Genomic DNA, 15,008 nt, shown 5'->3' on the forward strand with positions numbered 1-15,008 from the left:
CGGTATTTTTTTATCTGAAATACGAGGATGTGGATGCGAATACTACCGATCATTGCCATGGCGCTGCTGCTCAGCGGCTGCGGCAGCATTATCAGCCGTACGGTGCCCGGGCAGGGGCATGGCAATCAATATTACCCGGGCGTACAGTGGGATGTTCGCGATTCGGCATGGCGCTATCTCACCATTCTCGACCTGCCGTTCTCGCTGGTATTTGATACGCTTCTGCTGCCTCTGGACGCCAGCCACGGCCCCTATAACTGATTAACGCTCGTCCCACTCGTCGGCTGCCGTCTGCCCCTCTTCGGTGTCCAGCGAGGGCTCGAGCTGAAATTCGCCTTCATCCCATTCGTGGAGCGTATTTTCCTCCAGCCACTCCTGACGCAGCTCTATCTCATCATAATCCCCGTCGAAGACGCTCTGCGCGGCTTCGCCGCTGAGCATCGGGAGGCATTCGCCTTGTTCCTCTTCGTCAGCAAAAAATTCGGCCTGCCAGGCGATATCGCCATCCTGCAGCACATACTTTTGAATGTTGAGCTGCTCAACGTTGGCGCTCTCTTCATCGCTGTCAGGGTTGTTGGCGAGAAATTCTTCACGTGCTGCATCAATAGCTTCTTCAAGCGTGGCGTAGAACATCGAATCCTTTGGCATAGCGAATCTCCTGAGAAGAATATGAATTGAACACGATTCAATCTATAGAAGGCGGTACGCACGGCGTCAAGGGACAGAGCCCCCCTCGACGTTAATTTACTGAATGCGAAGTATCCGCGGCTGGCCGACGCAGGCTGAGGGTGGAGTAGATCGCATTAAACAATACCACCCCTGCGGTGACCAGAAATACGGCGCGGAAGCCATAGTTAGCGGAAACCGACGCGCCAATCAGGGGGCCGGTAACGTTGCCAATATCGCGGAACGACTGGTTATAGCTGAAGATTCGCCCGGAGATCTGGCTGGTGGAGTTGTACACTAGCAGGGTTTGCACCGCCGGCAGCAGCGCGCCGTCCGCGGCGCCGAGCAGGAATCGCAGGATACCTAACTGCAGCGGGGTCTGAACGAACGACATCGGGATCAGGAGTAGCACCGAGATAATCAGCGCCACGATGAGGATTTTTTCCGGCCCGATGCGATCCCCCAGTTTGCCCAGCCGCGGGGCGCTCATCAGCGCGGCAATACCCGGCACCGAGGCGATCATTCCGCTGATAAAGGCGATGTTACTGACGTTGCCCGCGAGATCGCGTACATAAAGCGTCAGGATCGGCGCAATGGAACCGGTGGCCACCTGGATTATCAGCGAGGTCACAAACAGGCTGAGCACCAGTTTGGGATTCTGCAGCGAGGAGAACACCTCTCTGGCACTGAGCATCTCTTTCCTGGCGATCGGCACAAAATTTTCGCGGATTAAAAACAGGGTAAACAAGAAACAGATAAATAGTACCGCCGCGGTCATAAAGAAGACGGTGCGCAATCCCCAGTGGTCGGCCAGGAAGCCACCTGCCAGCGGGCCGAGCAGGGCGCCGCTTACCGCGCCGGTAGACAGTGTCCCCAGCGCCCAGCCGCTTTTATGGCGCGGGATCTGGGTGGCGATCAGGGCGTTGGCGTTAGGAATAAAACCGCCCAGCAGGCCGAGCAGTGCGCGCAGCAGCAGAAACTGCCAGATATTCTGCGCCATTCCCATCAGCATCATCACGATGGCCATCCCGAGGGCGGAACGCAGCAGCATGATTTTTCTCCCCTTGCGATCAGCAAGCCCCCCCCAGAACGGCGAGGCGATGGCGGAGAAAAGAAAGGTAATACTAAAGACCAGCCCGGACCACATGTTCAGGGCGCTATGCCCGGTGACGCCGAGCTGTTCGACGTAGAGTGGCAGAAAGGGCATGACCAGGCTGAAGGCGGCGCCGGTTAAAAAGCAGCCAAGCCAGGTCACGGTCAGGTTTCGTTTCCAGTTAATGGGGGTTTCAGCAGACGACATAGGGTTCCACTGGCCTGCGCGGCAGGTCAAATTAAGAGAAAATATGAGCCTGCTAATTATGCGCCTGAGAAATAGATGCCGCAATGGAGGAGAGCTTTTAAAGCTAAAGGAGAGCCTAAAGCCTGAGCGGCGAAGCTTCCCGGCCGGGATGAGCGCGGCCGGGAAAAGGGATCAGTAGCGGGAGGGCATGCCTTCGGGGCGGGTTTTGAAGCGACGATGGAGCCACATATACTGTTCCGGGGCCATCATGATGCACTGCTCAACGATCTTGTTCATCCACGCGGCGGTGGTTTCCGCGTCGTCCAGCGGCGGGGAACACTCTGGCGGCAGGATAATCAGTTCATAACCTTTACCGTCCGGTTTGCGGCGCGGGACGAAGGGCACGACGCAGGCTTTGGACATTTTCGCCAGCATCCAGGTGCCGGAGGTGGTCGCCGCCTGGTCGACCGCAAACAGTGGGGCAAAGACGCTGGCGGTCGGGCCGTAATCGTGATCCGGTGCGTACCACACCACTTCGCCTTTTTTCAGTGCCCGGATCATGCCTTTCAGATCCTTACGGTCAATCATATCCTTATTGGAGCGCAAGCGGCCCCAGGTCTGCAGCCAGTCGATCACCGGGTTGTCGTTGGGGCGATAGACGCCAATCCCCGGCTCGTTCATACCGAACATCCGCGCACCCATCTCGAGAGTGAGGAAATGAATACCGATCAGCAGAATGCCGCGCTGCTGCGCCTGCACATCGCGGATATGCTCAAAGCCGATGGTATCGGTCCAGCGGGCGATACGACGAACCGGCCAGAACCAGGCCATCCCCGTCTCCATCAGCCCCATGCCCACCGATTCAAAGTTCATCACCACCATTCGGTGGCGTTCCTGCTCGCTTTTCTCGGGGAAGCAGAGCTCAAGGTTGCGATAGGCGATTTTCGCCCGGCGCTTCATAAAGCGCATGGCCAGCCGGCCGATGGCGTTCCCGAGGCGGTAGATCAGCGGGTAGGGCAGTTGGACAACCAGCCACAGCAGGCCGATACCCAGCCACAGCAGCCAATAGCGCGGATGCAACAGCGCCGGAGAAAATTTAGGCAAATGAGTCATTTCATACCCGTATCAGTGAGCAACGTCTTATATTATCGCATTTTTTTACCGGCCAGCCAAAGGCGGCGGCAGTCAGCTCGTTTTGTTAAGCGGGGCGCGACCGGGTGAGAGAAATGTAGCGTAAAATGTAGGGATGTAAATTAAACAGCTTTGCTATATCATGCCCGCCGTTTATTTCCTCATTTCTATGTCGAGCAGGTACACCATGCCAGTGTTACACAACCGCATTTCAAATGAGACGTTAAAGGCGCAAATGCTGGCTGAAACCGAGCCGCGCACGACGATCTCGTTCTATAAATATTTCACTATTGTCGACCCGCAGGCGACCCGCGATGCGCTGTGGGTTGCCTTAACCCAGCTGAAGGTTTTTGGCCGCATCTATCTGGCCCGGGAAGGGATCAACGCGCAAATCAGCGTGCCGCAAAGCAACGTTGAGGCTCTGCGTGAGTTTCTCTATGGCTTCGATCCGGCGCTGGCGGGGCTGCGTTTCAATATCGCCGTGGAGGACGATGGTAAGTCTTTCTGGGTGCTGCGCCTGAAAGTTCGCGATCGTATCGTCGCCGACGGCATCGACGATCCCTCGTTTGACGCCTCCAACGTGGGGGAGTATCTCAAGGCGGCGGAAGTCAACGCGATGCTTGACGATCCGGATGCCGTGTTTATCGATATGCGCAACCACTATGAATATGAGGTGGGCCATTTCGAAAACGCGCTGGAGATCCCGGCGGATACCTTCCGCGACCAGCTGCCGAAAGCAGTGGAAATGATGCAGGACCATAAAGACAAGAAAATTGTCATGTATTGCACCGGCGGCATTCGCTGTGAAAAAGCCAGCGCCTGGATGAAGCATAACGGCTTCAATAAGGTCTGGCACATCGAGGGTGGCATCATCGAGTACGCCCGTCGCGCCCGCGAGCAGGGGCTGCCGGTGCGTTTCATTGGTAAAAACTTTGTCTTTGATGAGCGGATGGGCGAGCGGATCTCCAATGACGTTATCGCGCACTGTCATCAGTGCGGCGCGCCGTGCGATACCCATACTAACTGCCTGAACGATGGCTGCCATCTGCTGTTTATCCAGTGCCCGAGCTGCGCCGAGAAGTTTGCCGGCTGCTGTAGCGAAGCCTGCATGGAAGAGCATAAGCTACCGGAAGAGGAGCAGCGTAAGCTGCGCGCCGGGCGTGAAAACGGCAACAAAATCTTTAATAAATCCCGTGGCCGGCTGAATACCAAACTCGGGATCCTCGACCCGGAGCCGTCAGAAAAACCATAACCAGACGAGATCGATGATCGCCAGCAGCAGCCAGAGCGCCAGGTAGATCATAAAATGCTCGCGCACGTTGTTGACCAGCATATTAAACAGGCGACGCATAACCGCTCTCAATCACTAACGGCCTCAGCAGAGGCCGTTTCTTTACCCAACGGCAAAAGTGCCGCATTCCATTACGCGTTAAAGCGCGCCAGAGAAAAGGGGGCCAGATTGAAGCTCGGTGCTTCGCCCTGAGCAAACTGACTGGCAATTTCGCCCAGCACCGGCGCAAACTTAAAGCCGTGGCCGCTCAGCCCGGTGATCAGCAGCGTGTCTGGCCTGCCTGGCAACGTATCGATAATAAAGTCCTCATCGACGGTATTGTCGTAGGTACAGGAGGCGCCGTGCAGGCAGCCGCCGATGCCAGGCAGGACGTTACGCAAAAACGGGAAGGATTCGGAACCATCGCTGGCGACAGCGCCAAACGCTACCCGTTCCTGCGGGGTGGAGATCGGCTGGCCGCCGTTATGCTTGCCAATTTTCAGTTCATTATCTTCCGCCGGGAAACCGTAATATTGATCGCCGTTGGGCAACTCGCCGGTGAAGGCCGGGAAGTGATTCTTGCTGCTGTAACGGCCATCGGCCTGGTACCAGGCGAACACCTTGCGTACCGGCTGGATAGGGAGGTCCGGAAGCAGGCGGGTGACCCAGGTGCCGGCGCTGACCAGCAGCTTTTTACCATGATATTCACCGTCGAGGGTATCGATGGTGATCCCGTCAGCATGGTGATGAATAGCCGAGACCGGACAGTTGAATAGCTGCGCGCAGCCTGCTTCCCGCGCCAGACGGATCCAGGTTTCGACGGCCAGTTCGCTGCGCAGTACGCCGGAAGCGGGTTCGAAAATCGCCCGATAGTCATCGGGGAGGCGTATCTCCGGCCAGCGCTGCATCACGGCCTGGGCATCCAGCTCTTCCACCTCAAGCTGGAACGCACGGGCGCTGGCGGCGACGTTGGCGAGAAAAGCGGAGCTGGCGGGGCCGAGGTTAATGACGCCGGTGCGTTCAAACACGGCTTCGCCACTGATCTCTGCCAGTTCATCCCATAGCTGCTGGGCACGCAGCACCAGCGGAACATATTTCTCACCTTCGCCATAGGCGTGACGGATAAGACGGCTGCTGCCGTGATGGCTGCCTTCCTGGTGGGGAGGTTGATGGGCATCGGTCATCAGAACATTGAGTCCGGCACGGCGCGCATAATAGCCAGCGGCGGCGCCGACGGAGCCGCTGCCAATAATGATAAGATCGTATTGCATGGTGAGTTCCGGGTAATTGCCTTGTTAGCAGGGTAATTAACTCCCTGTGCTTATACAAGCCCGAAAATAATTCAGGCACCCGCAGGTGCCTGTTAAGTTTAATGTTAAGTCATTCGCAAGCCGCGTTAATGTCGGCGATACTCGTTTTCCTGGTATTCGCCAGATTCAATCTTCGCAATGCCTGCTTCCAGGATTGAAATAAACTGACGTGCGACGTCCGTCGTTAGCCATAGCGTCTGGCCGATCTCAGCATCATTACTGTTTTCTTGAGTGGGGTTCTGGTAGTGCAGGCGCAACATCAGCGCATCGTAGCTATCAACGGTGCTGATGTCCCATCCAACGAGGGGATGGGTCTGAATGACTTCATTATTTTTTTCCATCATAACCCCTTATTCATATGTTAAAAGACAACAATTCTCGAGGTTTAATGCATATTTTTTGAAGCAAGTTAATTATATCAGGGATCAAGAATAAACTCGAGAAATTAAATGAAAGGCAGCATGATTTTCTTCTTTTGCCGCTTTTTTACTCAAGATAAGCGCGTAAAATGGCCACTTTAGTCGATATTGAGCAGAATAATCAGGACTATTCTGAACAGAAGAGGGGATAAAAAAAGCCGGGGCGACCCGGCAAAAAAAGCACAATGAGGGAGCAAACCAGAGTAACTGGATCCCGCCATGCTTCAGGAGAGATCGTGGACAAACCAGTCGTCCGCGCTTTCCCATGTTTCCTGCAGGATTTCGCTTATCCGGTCTTTGTCTTCTTTCAGGGCGCCAAACACCGAGAGCTGATTGCCGGTGGCGTAACGGACGCTCACCTGGCTATCGATGGCCGGGAATTGCTCGGCGATACGGCGAGAGAGTTCGTTATTCAGCGCTTCCAGCGCGCCGTTAGGTAAGGCGGTCGTTTTGGCGATAGACACTTCAATGCGCATAATTGCCCCCTGCGTTCGATACTGGTTATTTATACAGTATCCGGTTAGCGTTGACAACAGGGGGCTGCGTTTTTATTTCTTCACGGTCCAGCGAACGGTTTCACCCGCCAGGAAGGGCACCAGGGTGTCATTAGGCAGGGCAATGCTGTCCACAACGGTCGTCTCTTCACGCACCAGTTCAACGTAGCTCTCATTGACCGGCAGACCGTAGAAGCGCGGGCCGTTTAGCGAGCAGAAAGCCTCAAAGTGCTGCAGAGCGTTCATTTCTTCAAACACCGTGGCGTAGCTGCCGAGGGCGGTCGGGGCGTTAAAGCAGCCGGCGCAGCCACAGCTGGCTTCCTTACGGTGGCGGGCGTGCGGTGCGGAGTCGGTGCCGAGGAAGGCGCGGCTGAAGCCGCTGGCGACCAGCTCCCGCAGAGCCTGCTGATGAATATTGCGTTTAAGTACCGGCAGACAGTACAGGTGAGGGCGAATGCCGCCCACCAGCATATGGTTGCGGTTGAACATCAGATGCTGCGGGGTGATGGTAGCAGCCAGCAGTTCATTACCGTCACGCACGTACTCGGCGGCGTCTTTGGTGGTGATATGTTCAAAAACCACTTTCAGGCCGGGCAGGCGCTGGCGCAGGGGCTCCATCACCGTCTCAATAAAGCGCGCTTCACGATCGAAAATATCAATCTCGGCGTGAGTGACTTCGCCGTGAACGAGCAACGGCATCCCCAGTTTTTCCATCCGCTCCAGCACTGGCATAATGGCGTCGGTGCTGGTGACGCCGTGGCTGGAGTTAGTAGTGGCATTGGCCGGGTAGAGCTTGGCGGCGGTGAACACCCCTTCGTTAAAGCCGCGTTCCAGCTCCGCTGGGTCGAGAGAGTCTGTCAGATAGCAGGTCATCAGCGGGGTAAAATCATGCCCGGCCGGCACGGCGTCCATAATGCGCTGGCGGTAAGCGATAGCCGCCGCGACGGTGGTGACAGGCGGCACCAGATTCGGCATCACGATCGCCCGGCCATAAAACTCACTGGTATAAGGCACGACGGTTTTCAGCATATCGTCATCGCGCAGATGGATATGCCAGTCGTCTGGGCGGCGGATTTTCAATATCTGGGATTGTGCTGTCATGGAAGGCTCCGGCTAATAGGTTCAGTCATCAGGGCTGTTTTTTGCCGGGCACTAAGGATAAGCGTAAACGTTTTCCTTTGCACTCATTTCCGTAAAAAATTCAGGGCGCCGTAGCGCCCTGGAGATTAATTGGTAAAGGGGATGACAATCTCGCCTGGCTTCACCTCTATACCTTTGGCGTATTTCTTCGCCAGCGCTTCGCCGGTGCTGGCGTCCTCACGCAGGACATAAGCCGGCTGCTGGCTGAAGTAGCTGCGCAGAGACTGATTCAGGTAGGGGAGCAGGGCCTGAATAACCGACTGCAGCTTCTCCGGCGCCACTTTGGCATCGACCACTTCCATTTCCTGCAGGAAGATGGCGCCTTTCTCTCGGTCAAAGGTTGGCAGCGCTTTGAGCTTCAGATCGATCGTCGCTTTCTGCGTACCGAACAGGGAGTTAAGATCGACGTTGGCGATCCCGCTCAGGGTGACTTTGCCCGGCTCCTCGCGCCCGATAGCGCTGGTCAGGTTCTGCAGTTCGATATGGGCGTCGGCAACGCCTTTCAGACCAATATCTTTGGCGAAATGGTTTCGCTTCTGCAGGGCCTGGTTAATCTCCTGCTCGCTTACCGTGTATTGGGTCAGCTGATTACAGCCGCTCAGCAGGCCGCTGACAATTAGCGCGGCGGCGATCAATATCTTTTTCATGGGGTTCCTCAAGCTCATACCTTCCTTCATCCTGACACAAAGCATCATGACCTGTCAGCACCCATCGCGCCAGCAGAATAGGCTGAAAGCAGGAGAATCCGCCGCCGCGCGCATCAGGTGCGCGGCTCCAGCATACCGGAGGCAGAGCGTTTCGGACTGAATTGCCACCATAGCGCCAGGAAGGTGATAACCCCGATGGCGCCGAGCATCAGCCACGGCAGTTCGGGCTGGCCGACGGCTTTCCCGGCATCAAACAGCCAGCCGCCGCCCGCGTAACCCAGCGCGCCGCCGAAGGCGAGCCCCAGACGGCTGAAACCCATATAGCTGCCACGCGCCCGGGCGTCCGCCAGCGAAGCGCCCAGCGTCTCGCGGGCGGGTTCGGCAATGATAGAGCCGATGTAAAACAGGCAAATCAGGGTAAACAGCTGCTGTAAACTGCTGGTCATCCCGATGGGGAGCATGGCCAGGGTCATCACCAGCAGACCGGCCATCAGCCGGTGCTCAAGGCGGAAGCGTTTTTCGCTCCAACGGGCAATAGGATAGAGCAGGGTGAGCGAAATGGTGGCTTCGATGGCGTACATCCATTTCACGGCGGCCGGCGAGCCGGCGATGTCATTCACCATGATCGGCAGCATCAGCATCACCTGCACCGCCAGCATATAATAGCCGGTCAGCGTCAGGACATAGGTGACGAAGCGTTTGTCCCGCAGCACCCGGCCCAGACCCTCGCGAATCGGCGTTTTCACCGTCGAGAGCTTCCATGCCGGCAGATACCAGGCGTTAAACGCGGCGCAGGCGATAAACAGCGCGGCGCCGGCGCTGCACACCAGGCGAAAATCATACTGCAGCAGCCAGCTGCCCAGCAGCGCGCCAATCACCGCGCCGGCGCTATCCTGCATCATCAGGATGGAGAAAAAGCGGCCGCGCTGATGCGGACGCACCAGCTTAACCACCAGCGCCGCCCGCGGCGGATCGAACAGTGTACCGCCGAGTCCGGAGAGTATGCACGAGAACCACAGCACCCACGGCTCATGGGCGACGGCCATCGCCGCGAAACCGCCGGCACGCATCAGCATACCGGTGACGATCATCGGTTTCGCGCCGAAGCGGTCGGCGATGGCGCCGCCAAAGATGCCTAATCCCTGCTGTACCAGCTGGCGCAGGCCGAGCGCAATGCCGACCATCAGCGCTGCCCAGCCCATCTGATCGACAAAGCGGATGGAAATCAGCGGAAAAACGACAAAAAAGCCCAGCACGACCAGCATGTTATCGACTAACAGGAAATATTTACCCAGGCTCCTTGCCTGCGAGACGCGGGACATTTCCCCTCCAGGGAAAAATAGAGATAAGCGAGGATATTCTGCGGGCAATCTGCTGCTTTTCCCAGCACCCTTGCGACAATATTTTTTTATCAAAAAGCAAGATCGATTGAGCCTATTCATCGAAAAGAGGAGATGGCGCAGAAAATGGTATGTTGCTGTTTTCACACTATCGTGCAGGAAAGGTATAGTGATGAAAGCAAGAGTGAAGTCAGGGGGACTGAAAAAGGAAATGTTTGGCTATCGCAGTAACGTGCCGAAGGTGCGTTTGACGACGGACCGGCTGGTGGTGCGCCTGGTTCACGATCGTGACGCCTGGCGTCTGGCCGATTATTACGCCGAAAATAAAGCGTTCTTAAAACCCTGGGAGCCGGTTCGTGACGACAGCCACTGCTATCCCTCCGGATGGCAGGCGCGTCTGTCGATGATCGCTGAGTTTCATAAGCAGGGGTCAGCTTTTTATTTCGCGCTGCTCGACCCTGAGGAAAAAGAGATCATCGGTGTGGCGAATTTCTCCAACGTGGTGCGCGGATCTTTCCATGCCTGTTATCTTGGCTATTCCATTGGCGAGAAGTGGCAGGGGCAGGGGCTGATGTTTGAAGCGCTGACGTCGGCGATTCGCTATATGCAGCGCACGCAGCATATTCATCGCATTATGGCCAACTACATGCCGCATAATCAGCGCAGCGGCGCGCTGCTGGCGCGGTTGGGGTTTGAAAAAGAGGGTTACGCCAAAGATTATCTGCTGATTGACGGGCAGTGGCGTGACCATGTACTGACGGCGCTAACGACGCCGGACTGGTCTGCGGGACGTTAAGGAGAGAGGATGAAATATCAGTTAACTGCGCATGAAGCGCGCGTCATTGGCTGCCTGCTGGAAAAGCAGGTCACCACCCCCGAGCAGTATCCGCTGTCGGTAAATGCTGTGGTGACCGCCTGCAATCAGAAAACCAACCGCGAGCCAGTGATGTCGCTGAGCGAAAGCGAGGTCCAGGCCCTGCTGGATACGCTGGTGAAACGGCACTATCTGCGCACGGTCAGCGGATTCGGTAATCGCGTCACCAAGTATGAACAGCGCTTTTGCAACTCCGAATTTGGCGATCTGAAGCTTAGCGCCGGCGAGGTTGCGGTGGTCACGACGCTGCTGCTGCGCGGTGCTCAGACGCCGGGCGAATTACGCAGCCGGGCGCAGCGGATGTATGAGTTCAGCGATATGGCGGAAGTGGAAAGCGTGCTGGAAGGGCTGACGACGCGCGAAGATGGCCCCTTCGTCGCCCGGTTGCCCCGGGAGCCGGGAAAACGGGAAAGCCGCTATATGCATCTGTTTTGCGACGATATGGACACGCTGATCACCACAGTGGAAGCTCTCGCGCCGCTGGACGATGACGGCGATCTGCGCGCCAGGGTTGAAGCGCTGGAGGGCGAGGTGGCGGAGCTGAAAGCGCGCCTCGATTCGCTGTTACACCATCTGGGAGACTAAAACGTGGGGACAAGATTGCACATTGGGGTGGTCGGCTTAGGCAGCATTGCGCAGAAAGCGTGGCTGCCGGTGCTGGGGGCGGCGGAAAGCTGGACGCTGCAGGCGGCCTGGTCGCCGGGTAAAGAGAAGGCGCTACGGATCTGCGAAACCTGGCGGATGCCATACGCTGATTCCCTCGATGCCCTGGCGGCACAGTGCGATGCGGTCTTTGTCCATACCTCGACGGCTTCACATTATGAAGTAGTGAATCACTTACTGAATGCCGGGGTTCATGTTTGTGTGGATAAACCATTGGCGGACAAGCTGAGTGAGGCGGAGACGCTGGTCGAGCTGGCGGCGCGACGTCGACTGACGTTGATGGTCGGTTTCAATCGCCGCTTCGCGCCGCTCTATCGGGAGCTGAAGGGGCGGCTGGGCGAGGCGGCCTCGCTGCGGATGGATAAACACCGTAGCGATAGCGTCGGCAACGATCTGCGCTTTACGCTGCTTGATGACTATCTGCATGTGGTGGATACCGCGCTATGGCTGGCCGACGGACAGGCACGTCTGCGCGGCGGCGCGCTGAAGATCACCCCGCAGGGCGAAATGCTCTATGCCGAACATCAGTTCAGTTCGCCCCGGCTGCAGGTCACCACCAGCATGCATCGTCGCGCAGGCAGCCAGCGCGAGTGGGTGCAGGCGGTCACGGATGGCGGGCTATATGCCGTCAGCGAGATGCGCGAATGGCAGGAGGAGTGCGGTCATGGCGTGGTCCAGCGCCCGGTTGCCGGCTGGCAAACCACCCTTGAGCAGCGCGGCTTTGTCGGCTGCGCGCGCCATTTTATCGAATGCGTGCAAAATCAGACAGTTCCTGAAACTGCAGGCGAACAGGCGCTGCTGGCTCAGCGGATCGTTGAGAAACTGTGGCGCGACGCCATTAGCGAATAATCCATTGTAACAACTGACAGTAGTAATTCATGTTGAACCCGGTAGACTATCGCCACTTTCCAGCGCCCGCATTTGCGGGCGTTTTACTCCAGGGTTTGGAATAACAGCGTAATGAACCTTTTAAAATCACTGGCGGCAGTCAGTTCGATGACCATGTTTTCGCGCGTGCTGGGCTTTGCCCGCGATGCGATTGTGGCGCGTATTTTTGGCGCCGGGATGGCGACCGATGCCTTTTTTGTCGCCTTCAAACTGCCTAACCTGCTGCGGCGTATTTTTGCCGAAGGCGCCTTCTCACAGGCGTTTGTGCCGATCCTTGCCGAATATAAAAGCAAGCAGGGCGAAGATGCCACCCGCGTGTTTGTCTCATACGTCTCCGGGCTGCTGACCCTGGCCCTGGCTATCGTTACCGTTATCGGGATGCTGGCGGCGCCGTGGGTAATCACCATTACTGCGCCCGGCTTTGCCGATACCGCCGATAAGTTTGCGCTAACCACCCAGCTGCTGCGTATTACCTTTCCCTATATTTTGCTGATCTCCCTGGCTTCGCTGGTGGGGGCGATCCTTAATACCTGGAACCGCTTCTCGGTGCCGGCCTTTGCGCCGACGTTCCTCAACGTCAGTATGATTGGCTTTGCGCTGTTTGCCGCGCCGTATTTCCATCCGCCGGTGCTGGCGCTGGCCTGGGCGGTGACGGTCGGCGGCGTGCTGCAGCTGGCTTACCAGCTGCCGCATCTGAAGAAGATTGGCATGCTGGTCCTGCCGCGAATTAATCTGAAAGATGCCGGCGCGATGCGGGTGGTGAAGCAGATGGGGCCGGCGATCCTTGGCGTGTCGGTAAGCCAGATCTCCCTTATCATCAATACCATTTTCGCCTCATTCCTCGTGTCGGGCTCGGTGTCGTGGATGTATTATGCCGACCGCCTGATGGAGTTTCCCTCCGGCGTGCTGGGCGTGGCGCTTGGCACTATCCTGCTGCCATCGCTGTCAAAAAGCTTCGCCAGCGGTAACCATGACGAGTATTGCCGGCTGATGGACTGGGGACTGCGTCTCTGTTTTCTGCTGGCGCTGCCGAGCGCGGTGGCGCTGGGGATCCTCGCCAAACCGCTGACCGTGGCTCTGTTCCAGTACGGCAAATTCAGCGCCTTTGACGCGGCGATGACCCAGCGCGCGCTGGTGGCTTATTCCGTGGGGCTGATGGGCCTTATCGTGGTGAAAGTGCTGGCGCCGGGCTTCTATTCCCGTCAGGACATCAAGACCCCGGTCAAGATTGCTATTATCACCCTGATTATGACCCAGGTAATGAACCTGGCGTTTATCGGCCCGCTGAAGCATGCGGGTCTGTCGCTGTCCATCGGCCTGGCGGCCTGCCTGAACGCCGCGCTGCTCTACTGGCAGCTGCGTAAACAGAAAATTTTCACCCCGCAGCCAGGCTGGTTGGCCTTCCTGCTGCGTCTGATTATTGCAGTGCTGGTTATGGCCGCGGCGCTGCTGGGCGTCATGCATCTCATGCCTGAGTGGTCGCTGGGGACGATGCCGTTCCGTCTGATGCGTTTGCTGGCGGTGGTTATCGCCGGGGTGGTAGCCTATTTCGCCACGCTGCTGGTGCTGGGCTTCCGCGTGAAAGAGTTTGTCCGTCGCACGGCGTAAGCGGTTGTGTGGGTAGAAAAACCCCGCTTCGCCGCAGGCGAAGCGGGGTTTTTTTATGATGCGCTGCGTTCGGCAGCGAGGATGCGGGCATTCTCCAGCAGACGGATCGCCAGGGCTAGCGCGCCAGTGATCACTGCCAGCGTGACCACTCCGTTCCAGCCGGCCAGCACGTACAGCTTACTGCCCAGCACCGACCCCAGCGACATCCCGATAAACACCACGGTGAACAGCAGGGCGTTGAGGCGGCCGCGGGCCTGTGGCTCAAGGCCATATACCAGGTTCTGATGCGCCACCAGGCTTGACTGCAGGCCAAGGTCAAAGCCAATCGCCGACAGGGCAATCAGCGTCAACTGAGCGTGCACTGGCAGCAGCGGCAGCATAAACATCAAGGCAAAGGAGAGGGTGACCAGCGCCGCACCCATCTGTGTCACCTTACCGGCGCCAAATTTATCGGCCAGACCGCCGGCAAGCGGCGCGGCCAGCGCCCCGGCGGCCCCGGCGATACCGAAACCGCCCGCTACTGCGCTGCCCATGTGATAGTGTTCGGAGAGCATCACCGCCAGCGTCGACCAGAAGGCGCTAAAGGCGATGGAGAGCGCGCCCTGAGCTAGCGCGGCGCGGCGTAATGCCGGGTAACGCTGCCACAGATGCGCCATCGAGGCCATCAGCTGCGGATAGCTCAGCGTCGAGTGCACAGCGAAGCGCGGCAGGACGCGCCACATTACCAGGCCAATCAGCGCGACGCTGACCGCCGCCGCCTGATACATCACCCGCCAGCCGAATACGGCGCCCACCACGCCGCTGACCGTCCGGGAGAGCAGGATCCCCAGCAGCAGCCCGGTCATCACCGTGCCCACCATTTTTCCCTGCTTGCCCGCCGGGGCGAGGATCGCCGCCGCCGGGACGATATCCTGCGCCATGGTCGCCGCCATACCGATCAGCAGACTGACCACCAGCAGTGAGCTGAGCTGGCCGGTGAGGCTGCACAGGAGCAGCAGGAGCGCCAGCAGCGCGCTTTTCACCAGGATCAGCCGGCGGCGATCGTGGCGGTCGCCGAGCGGGAGCAGGAACAGAATGCCGAGCGCATAACCCGCCTGCGTCAGGGTAGGGACCAGACCCATACCTTCTACAGTCAGGTGGAGATTGGCGCCCATCAACGGCAGCAGCGGCTGCGCGTAGTAAATAGAGGCGACGCTAAAGCCGGCGCCGAGTGCGAGAATGAAGATAATCCAGCCTGCGTCGCGGGTGGAAAGGGAAGTCGGTGTCATGTTCAATGCCT

17 protein-coding genes are annotated in these 15,008 nt (G+C 57.9%); 6 read left to right on the forward strand and 11 right to left on the reverse strand.

Annotated features, from left to right (window positions below):
- Positions 1 to 33 precede the first annotated feature (33 nt).
- The gene (locus KHQ26_RS24815) at positions 34 to 261 is read left to right on the forward strand and encodes a YceK/YidQ family lipoprotein (RefSeq protein WP_002898978.1); all 228 of its coding nucleotides are present in this window, start codon (positions 34 to 36) and stop codon (positions 259 to 261) included.
- Here the strand turns inward: KHQ26_RS24815 and KHQ26_RS24820 are convergent, their stop codons facing one another.
- The 3 genes from KHQ26_RS24820 to KHQ26_RS24830 form a co-directional block, all read right to left on the reverse strand.
- The gene (locus KHQ26_RS24820; protein WP_002898981.1) at positions 262 to 648 is read right to left on the reverse strand and encodes a MysB family protein; all 387 of its coding nucleotides are present in this window, start codon (positions 646 to 648) and stop codon (positions 262 to 264) included.
- Between the two features lie 91 nt (positions 649 to 739).
- A complete protein-coding gene (mdtG, locus tag KHQ26_RS24825) occupies positions 740 to 1,966 on the reverse strand; it encodes a multidrug efflux MFS transporter MdtG (protein ID WP_002898984.1) in 1,227 nt (408 codons plus the stop codon).
- Positions 1,967 to 2,137: 171 nt separating this feature from the next.
- On the reverse strand, positions 2,138 to 3,058 hold the full coding sequence (locus tag KHQ26_RS24830; RefSeq protein WP_004150825.1) for a Kdo(2)-lipid IV(A) acyltransferase: 921 nt from the start codon (positions 3,056 to 3,058) through the stop codon (positions 2,138 to 2,140).
- 205 nt (positions 3,059 to 3,263) lie between these two features.
- Here KHQ26_RS24830 and KHQ26_RS24835 point away from each other — a divergent pair, with 205 nt between their 5' ends.
- Positions 3,264 to 4,328 (forward strand): rhodanese-related sulfurtransferase, encoded by a 1,065-nt coding sequence (locus KHQ26_RS24835; RefSeq protein WP_002898987.1) that lies wholly within the window; start codon positions 3,264 to 3,266, stop codon positions 4,326 to 4,328.
- Here KHQ26_RS24835 and KHQ26_RS24840 read toward each other — a convergent pair.
- The 7 genes from KHQ26_RS24840 to mdtH form a co-directional block, all read right to left on the reverse strand.
- Complete coding sequence (locus KHQ26_RS24840; protein WP_002898988.1) at positions 4,314 to 4,427, reverse strand: DUF2770 family protein; 114 nt, start codon at positions 4,425 to 4,427, stop codon at positions 4,314 to 4,316. The genes KHQ26_RS24835 and KHQ26_RS24840 overlap by 15 nt on opposite strands.
- Positions 4,428 to 4,498: 71 nt before the next feature.
- On the reverse strand, positions 4,499 to 5,617 hold the full coding sequence (gene solA / locus KHQ26_RS24845) for an N-methyl-L-tryptophan oxidase (protein ID WP_020803613.1): 1,119 nt from the start codon (positions 5,615 to 5,617) through the stop codon (positions 4,499 to 4,501).
- Positions 5,618 to 5,742: 125 nt separating this feature from the next.
- A complete protein-coding gene (gene bssS, locus KHQ26_RS24850; RefSeq protein ID WP_002898992.1) occupies positions 5,743 to 5,997 on the reverse strand; it encodes a biofilm formation regulator BssS in 255 nt (84 codons plus the stop codon).
- Between the two features lie 302 nt (positions 5,998 to 6,299).
- Complete coding sequence (gene dinI, locus KHQ26_RS24855; protein WP_002898994.1) at positions 6,300 to 6,551, reverse strand: DNA damage-inducible protein I; 252 nt, start codon at positions 6,549 to 6,551, stop codon at positions 6,300 to 6,302.
- Between the two features lie 72 nt (positions 6,552 to 6,623).
- Positions 6,624 to 7,670: a dihydroorotase gene (pyrC, locus tag KHQ26_RS24860; RefSeq protein WP_029497511.1), complete on the reverse strand. Its 1,047-nt coding sequence runs from the start codon at positions 7,668 to 7,670 to the stop codon at positions 6,624 to 6,626.
- A gap of 125 nt (positions 7,671 to 7,795) precedes the next feature.
- Entirely contained in the window at positions 7,796 to 8,356 is a 561-nt protein-coding gene (locus KHQ26_RS24865) for a lipoprotein (protein WP_004150824.1), read from the reverse strand.
- A 113-nt stretch (positions 8,357 to 8,469) separates the two neighbouring features.
- The gene (mdtH, locus tag KHQ26_RS24870; RefSeq protein WP_002899096.1) at positions 8,470 to 9,678 is read right to left on the reverse strand and encodes a multidrug efflux MFS transporter MdtH; all 1,209 of its coding nucleotides are present in this window, start codon (positions 9,676 to 9,678) and stop codon (positions 8,470 to 8,472) included.
- A 229-nt stretch (positions 9,679 to 9,907) separates the two neighbouring features.
- Between mdtH and rimJ the strand changes: the two genes are divergently transcribed.
- The 4 genes from rimJ to murJ all read left to right on the forward strand — a co-directional run bounded on the left by rimJ (position 9,908) and on the right by murJ (position 13,729).
- Positions 9,908 to 10,492 carry a ribosomal protein S5-alanine N-acetyltransferase gene (rimJ, locus tag KHQ26_RS24875; protein ID WP_002899099.1) on the forward strand — a complete coding sequence of 195 codons (585 nt, stop codon included), beginning with the start codon at positions 9,908 to 9,910 and terminating at the stop codon, positions 10,490 to 10,492.
- 9 nt (positions 10,493 to 10,501) lie between these two features.
- Entirely contained in the window at positions 10,502 to 11,155 is a 654-nt protein-coding gene (locus KHQ26_RS24880) for a YceH family protein (protein WP_004179323.1), read from the forward strand.
- Positions 11,156 to 11,170: 15 nt separating this feature from the next.
- Positions 11,171 to 12,082, forward strand: coding sequence for a Gfo/Idh/MocA family protein (locus KHQ26_RS24885; RefSeq protein WP_029497509.1), 912 nt, complete (start codon positions 11,171 to 11,173; stop codon positions 12,080 to 12,082).
- Between the two features lie 111 nt (positions 12,083 to 12,193).
- The gene (murJ, locus tag KHQ26_RS24890) at positions 12,194 to 13,729 is read left to right on the forward strand and encodes a murein biosynthesis integral membrane protein MurJ (protein WP_002899104.1); all 1,536 of its coding nucleotides are present in this window, start codon (positions 12,194 to 12,196) and stop codon (positions 13,727 to 13,729) included.
- Positions 13,730 to 13,782: 53 nt separating this feature from the next.
- Here the strand turns inward: murJ and KHQ26_RS24895 are convergent, their stop codons facing one another.
- Complete coding sequence (locus tag KHQ26_RS24895; protein WP_023284940.1) at positions 13,783 to 14,997, reverse strand: MFS transporter; 1,215 nt, start codon at positions 14,995 to 14,997, stop codon at positions 13,783 to 13,785.
- Positions 14,998 to 15,008: the final 11 nt, after the last annotated feature.

Source organism: Klebsiella sp. 10 (genome assembly GCF_018223925.1).
GTDB lineage: Bacteria > Pseudomonadota > Gammaproteobacteria > Enterobacterales > Enterobacteriaceae > Klebsiella > Klebsiella pneumoniae.

What these genes read in the sequence shown, in the direction of transcription:
- KHQ26_RS24815 (WP_002898978.1), top strand. Translation starts at nt 34, where the DNA reads ATGCGAATACTACCGATCATTGCCATGGCGCTGCTGCTCAGCGGCTGC.
- KHQ26_RS24820 (WP_002898981.1), bottom strand. Translation starts at nt 648, where the DNA reads ATGCCAAAGGATTCGATGTTCTACGCCACGCTTGAAGAAGCTATTGAT.
- mdtG (WP_002898984.1), bottom strand. Translation starts at nt 1,966, where the DNA reads ATGTCGTCTGCTGAAACCCCCATTAACTGGAAACGAAACCTGACCGTG.
- KHQ26_RS24830 (WP_004150825.1), bottom strand. Translation starts at nt 3,058, where the DNA reads ATGACTCATTTGCCTAAATTTTCTCCGGCGCTGTTGCATCCGCGCTAT.
- KHQ26_RS24835 (WP_002898987.1), top strand. Translation starts at nt 3,264, where the DNA reads ATGCCAGTGTTACACAACCGCATTTCAAATGAGACGTTAAAGGCGCAA.
- KHQ26_RS24840 (WP_002898988.1), bottom strand. Translation starts at nt 4,427, where the DNA reads ATGCGTCGCCTGTTTAATATGCTGGTCAACAACGTGCGCGAGCATTTT.
- solA (WP_020803613.1), bottom strand. Translation starts at nt 5,617, where the DNA reads ATGCAATACGATCTTATCATTATTGGCAGCGGCTCCGTCGGCGCCGCC.
- bssS (WP_002898992.1), bottom strand. Translation starts at nt 5,997, where the DNA reads ATGGAAAAAAATAATGAAGTCATTCAGACCCATCCCCTCGTTGGATGG.
- dinI (WP_002898994.1), bottom strand. Translation starts at nt 6,551, where the DNA reads ATGCGCATTGAAGTGTCTATCGCCAAAACGACCGCCTTACCTAACGGC.
- pyrC (WP_029497511.1), bottom strand. Translation starts at nt 7,670, where the DNA reads ATGACAGCACAATCCCAGATATTGAAAATCCGCCGCCCAGACGACTGG.
- KHQ26_RS24865 (WP_004150824.1), bottom strand. Translation starts at nt 8,356, where the DNA reads ATGAAAAAGATATTGATCGCCGCCGCGCTAATTGTCAGCGGCCTGCTG.
- mdtH (WP_002899096.1), bottom strand. Translation starts at nt 9,678, where the DNA reads ATGTCCCGCGTCTCGCAGGCAAGGAGCCTGGGTAAATATTTCCTGTTA.
- rimJ (WP_002899099.1), top strand. Translation starts at nt 9,908, where the DNA reads ATGTTTGGCTATCGCAGTAACGTGCCGAAGGTGCGTTTGACGACGGAC.
- KHQ26_RS24880 (WP_004179323.1), top strand. Translation starts at nt 10,502, where the DNA reads ATGAAATATCAGTTAACTGCGCATGAAGCGCGCGTCATTGGCTGCCTG.
- murJ (WP_002899104.1), top strand. Translation starts at nt 12,194, where the DNA reads ATGAACCTTTTAAAATCACTGGCGGCAGTCAGTTCGATGACCATGTTT.
- KHQ26_RS24895 (WP_023284940.1), bottom strand. Translation starts at nt 14,997, where the DNA reads ATGACACCGACTTCCCTTTCCACCCGCGACGCAGGCTGGATTATCTTC.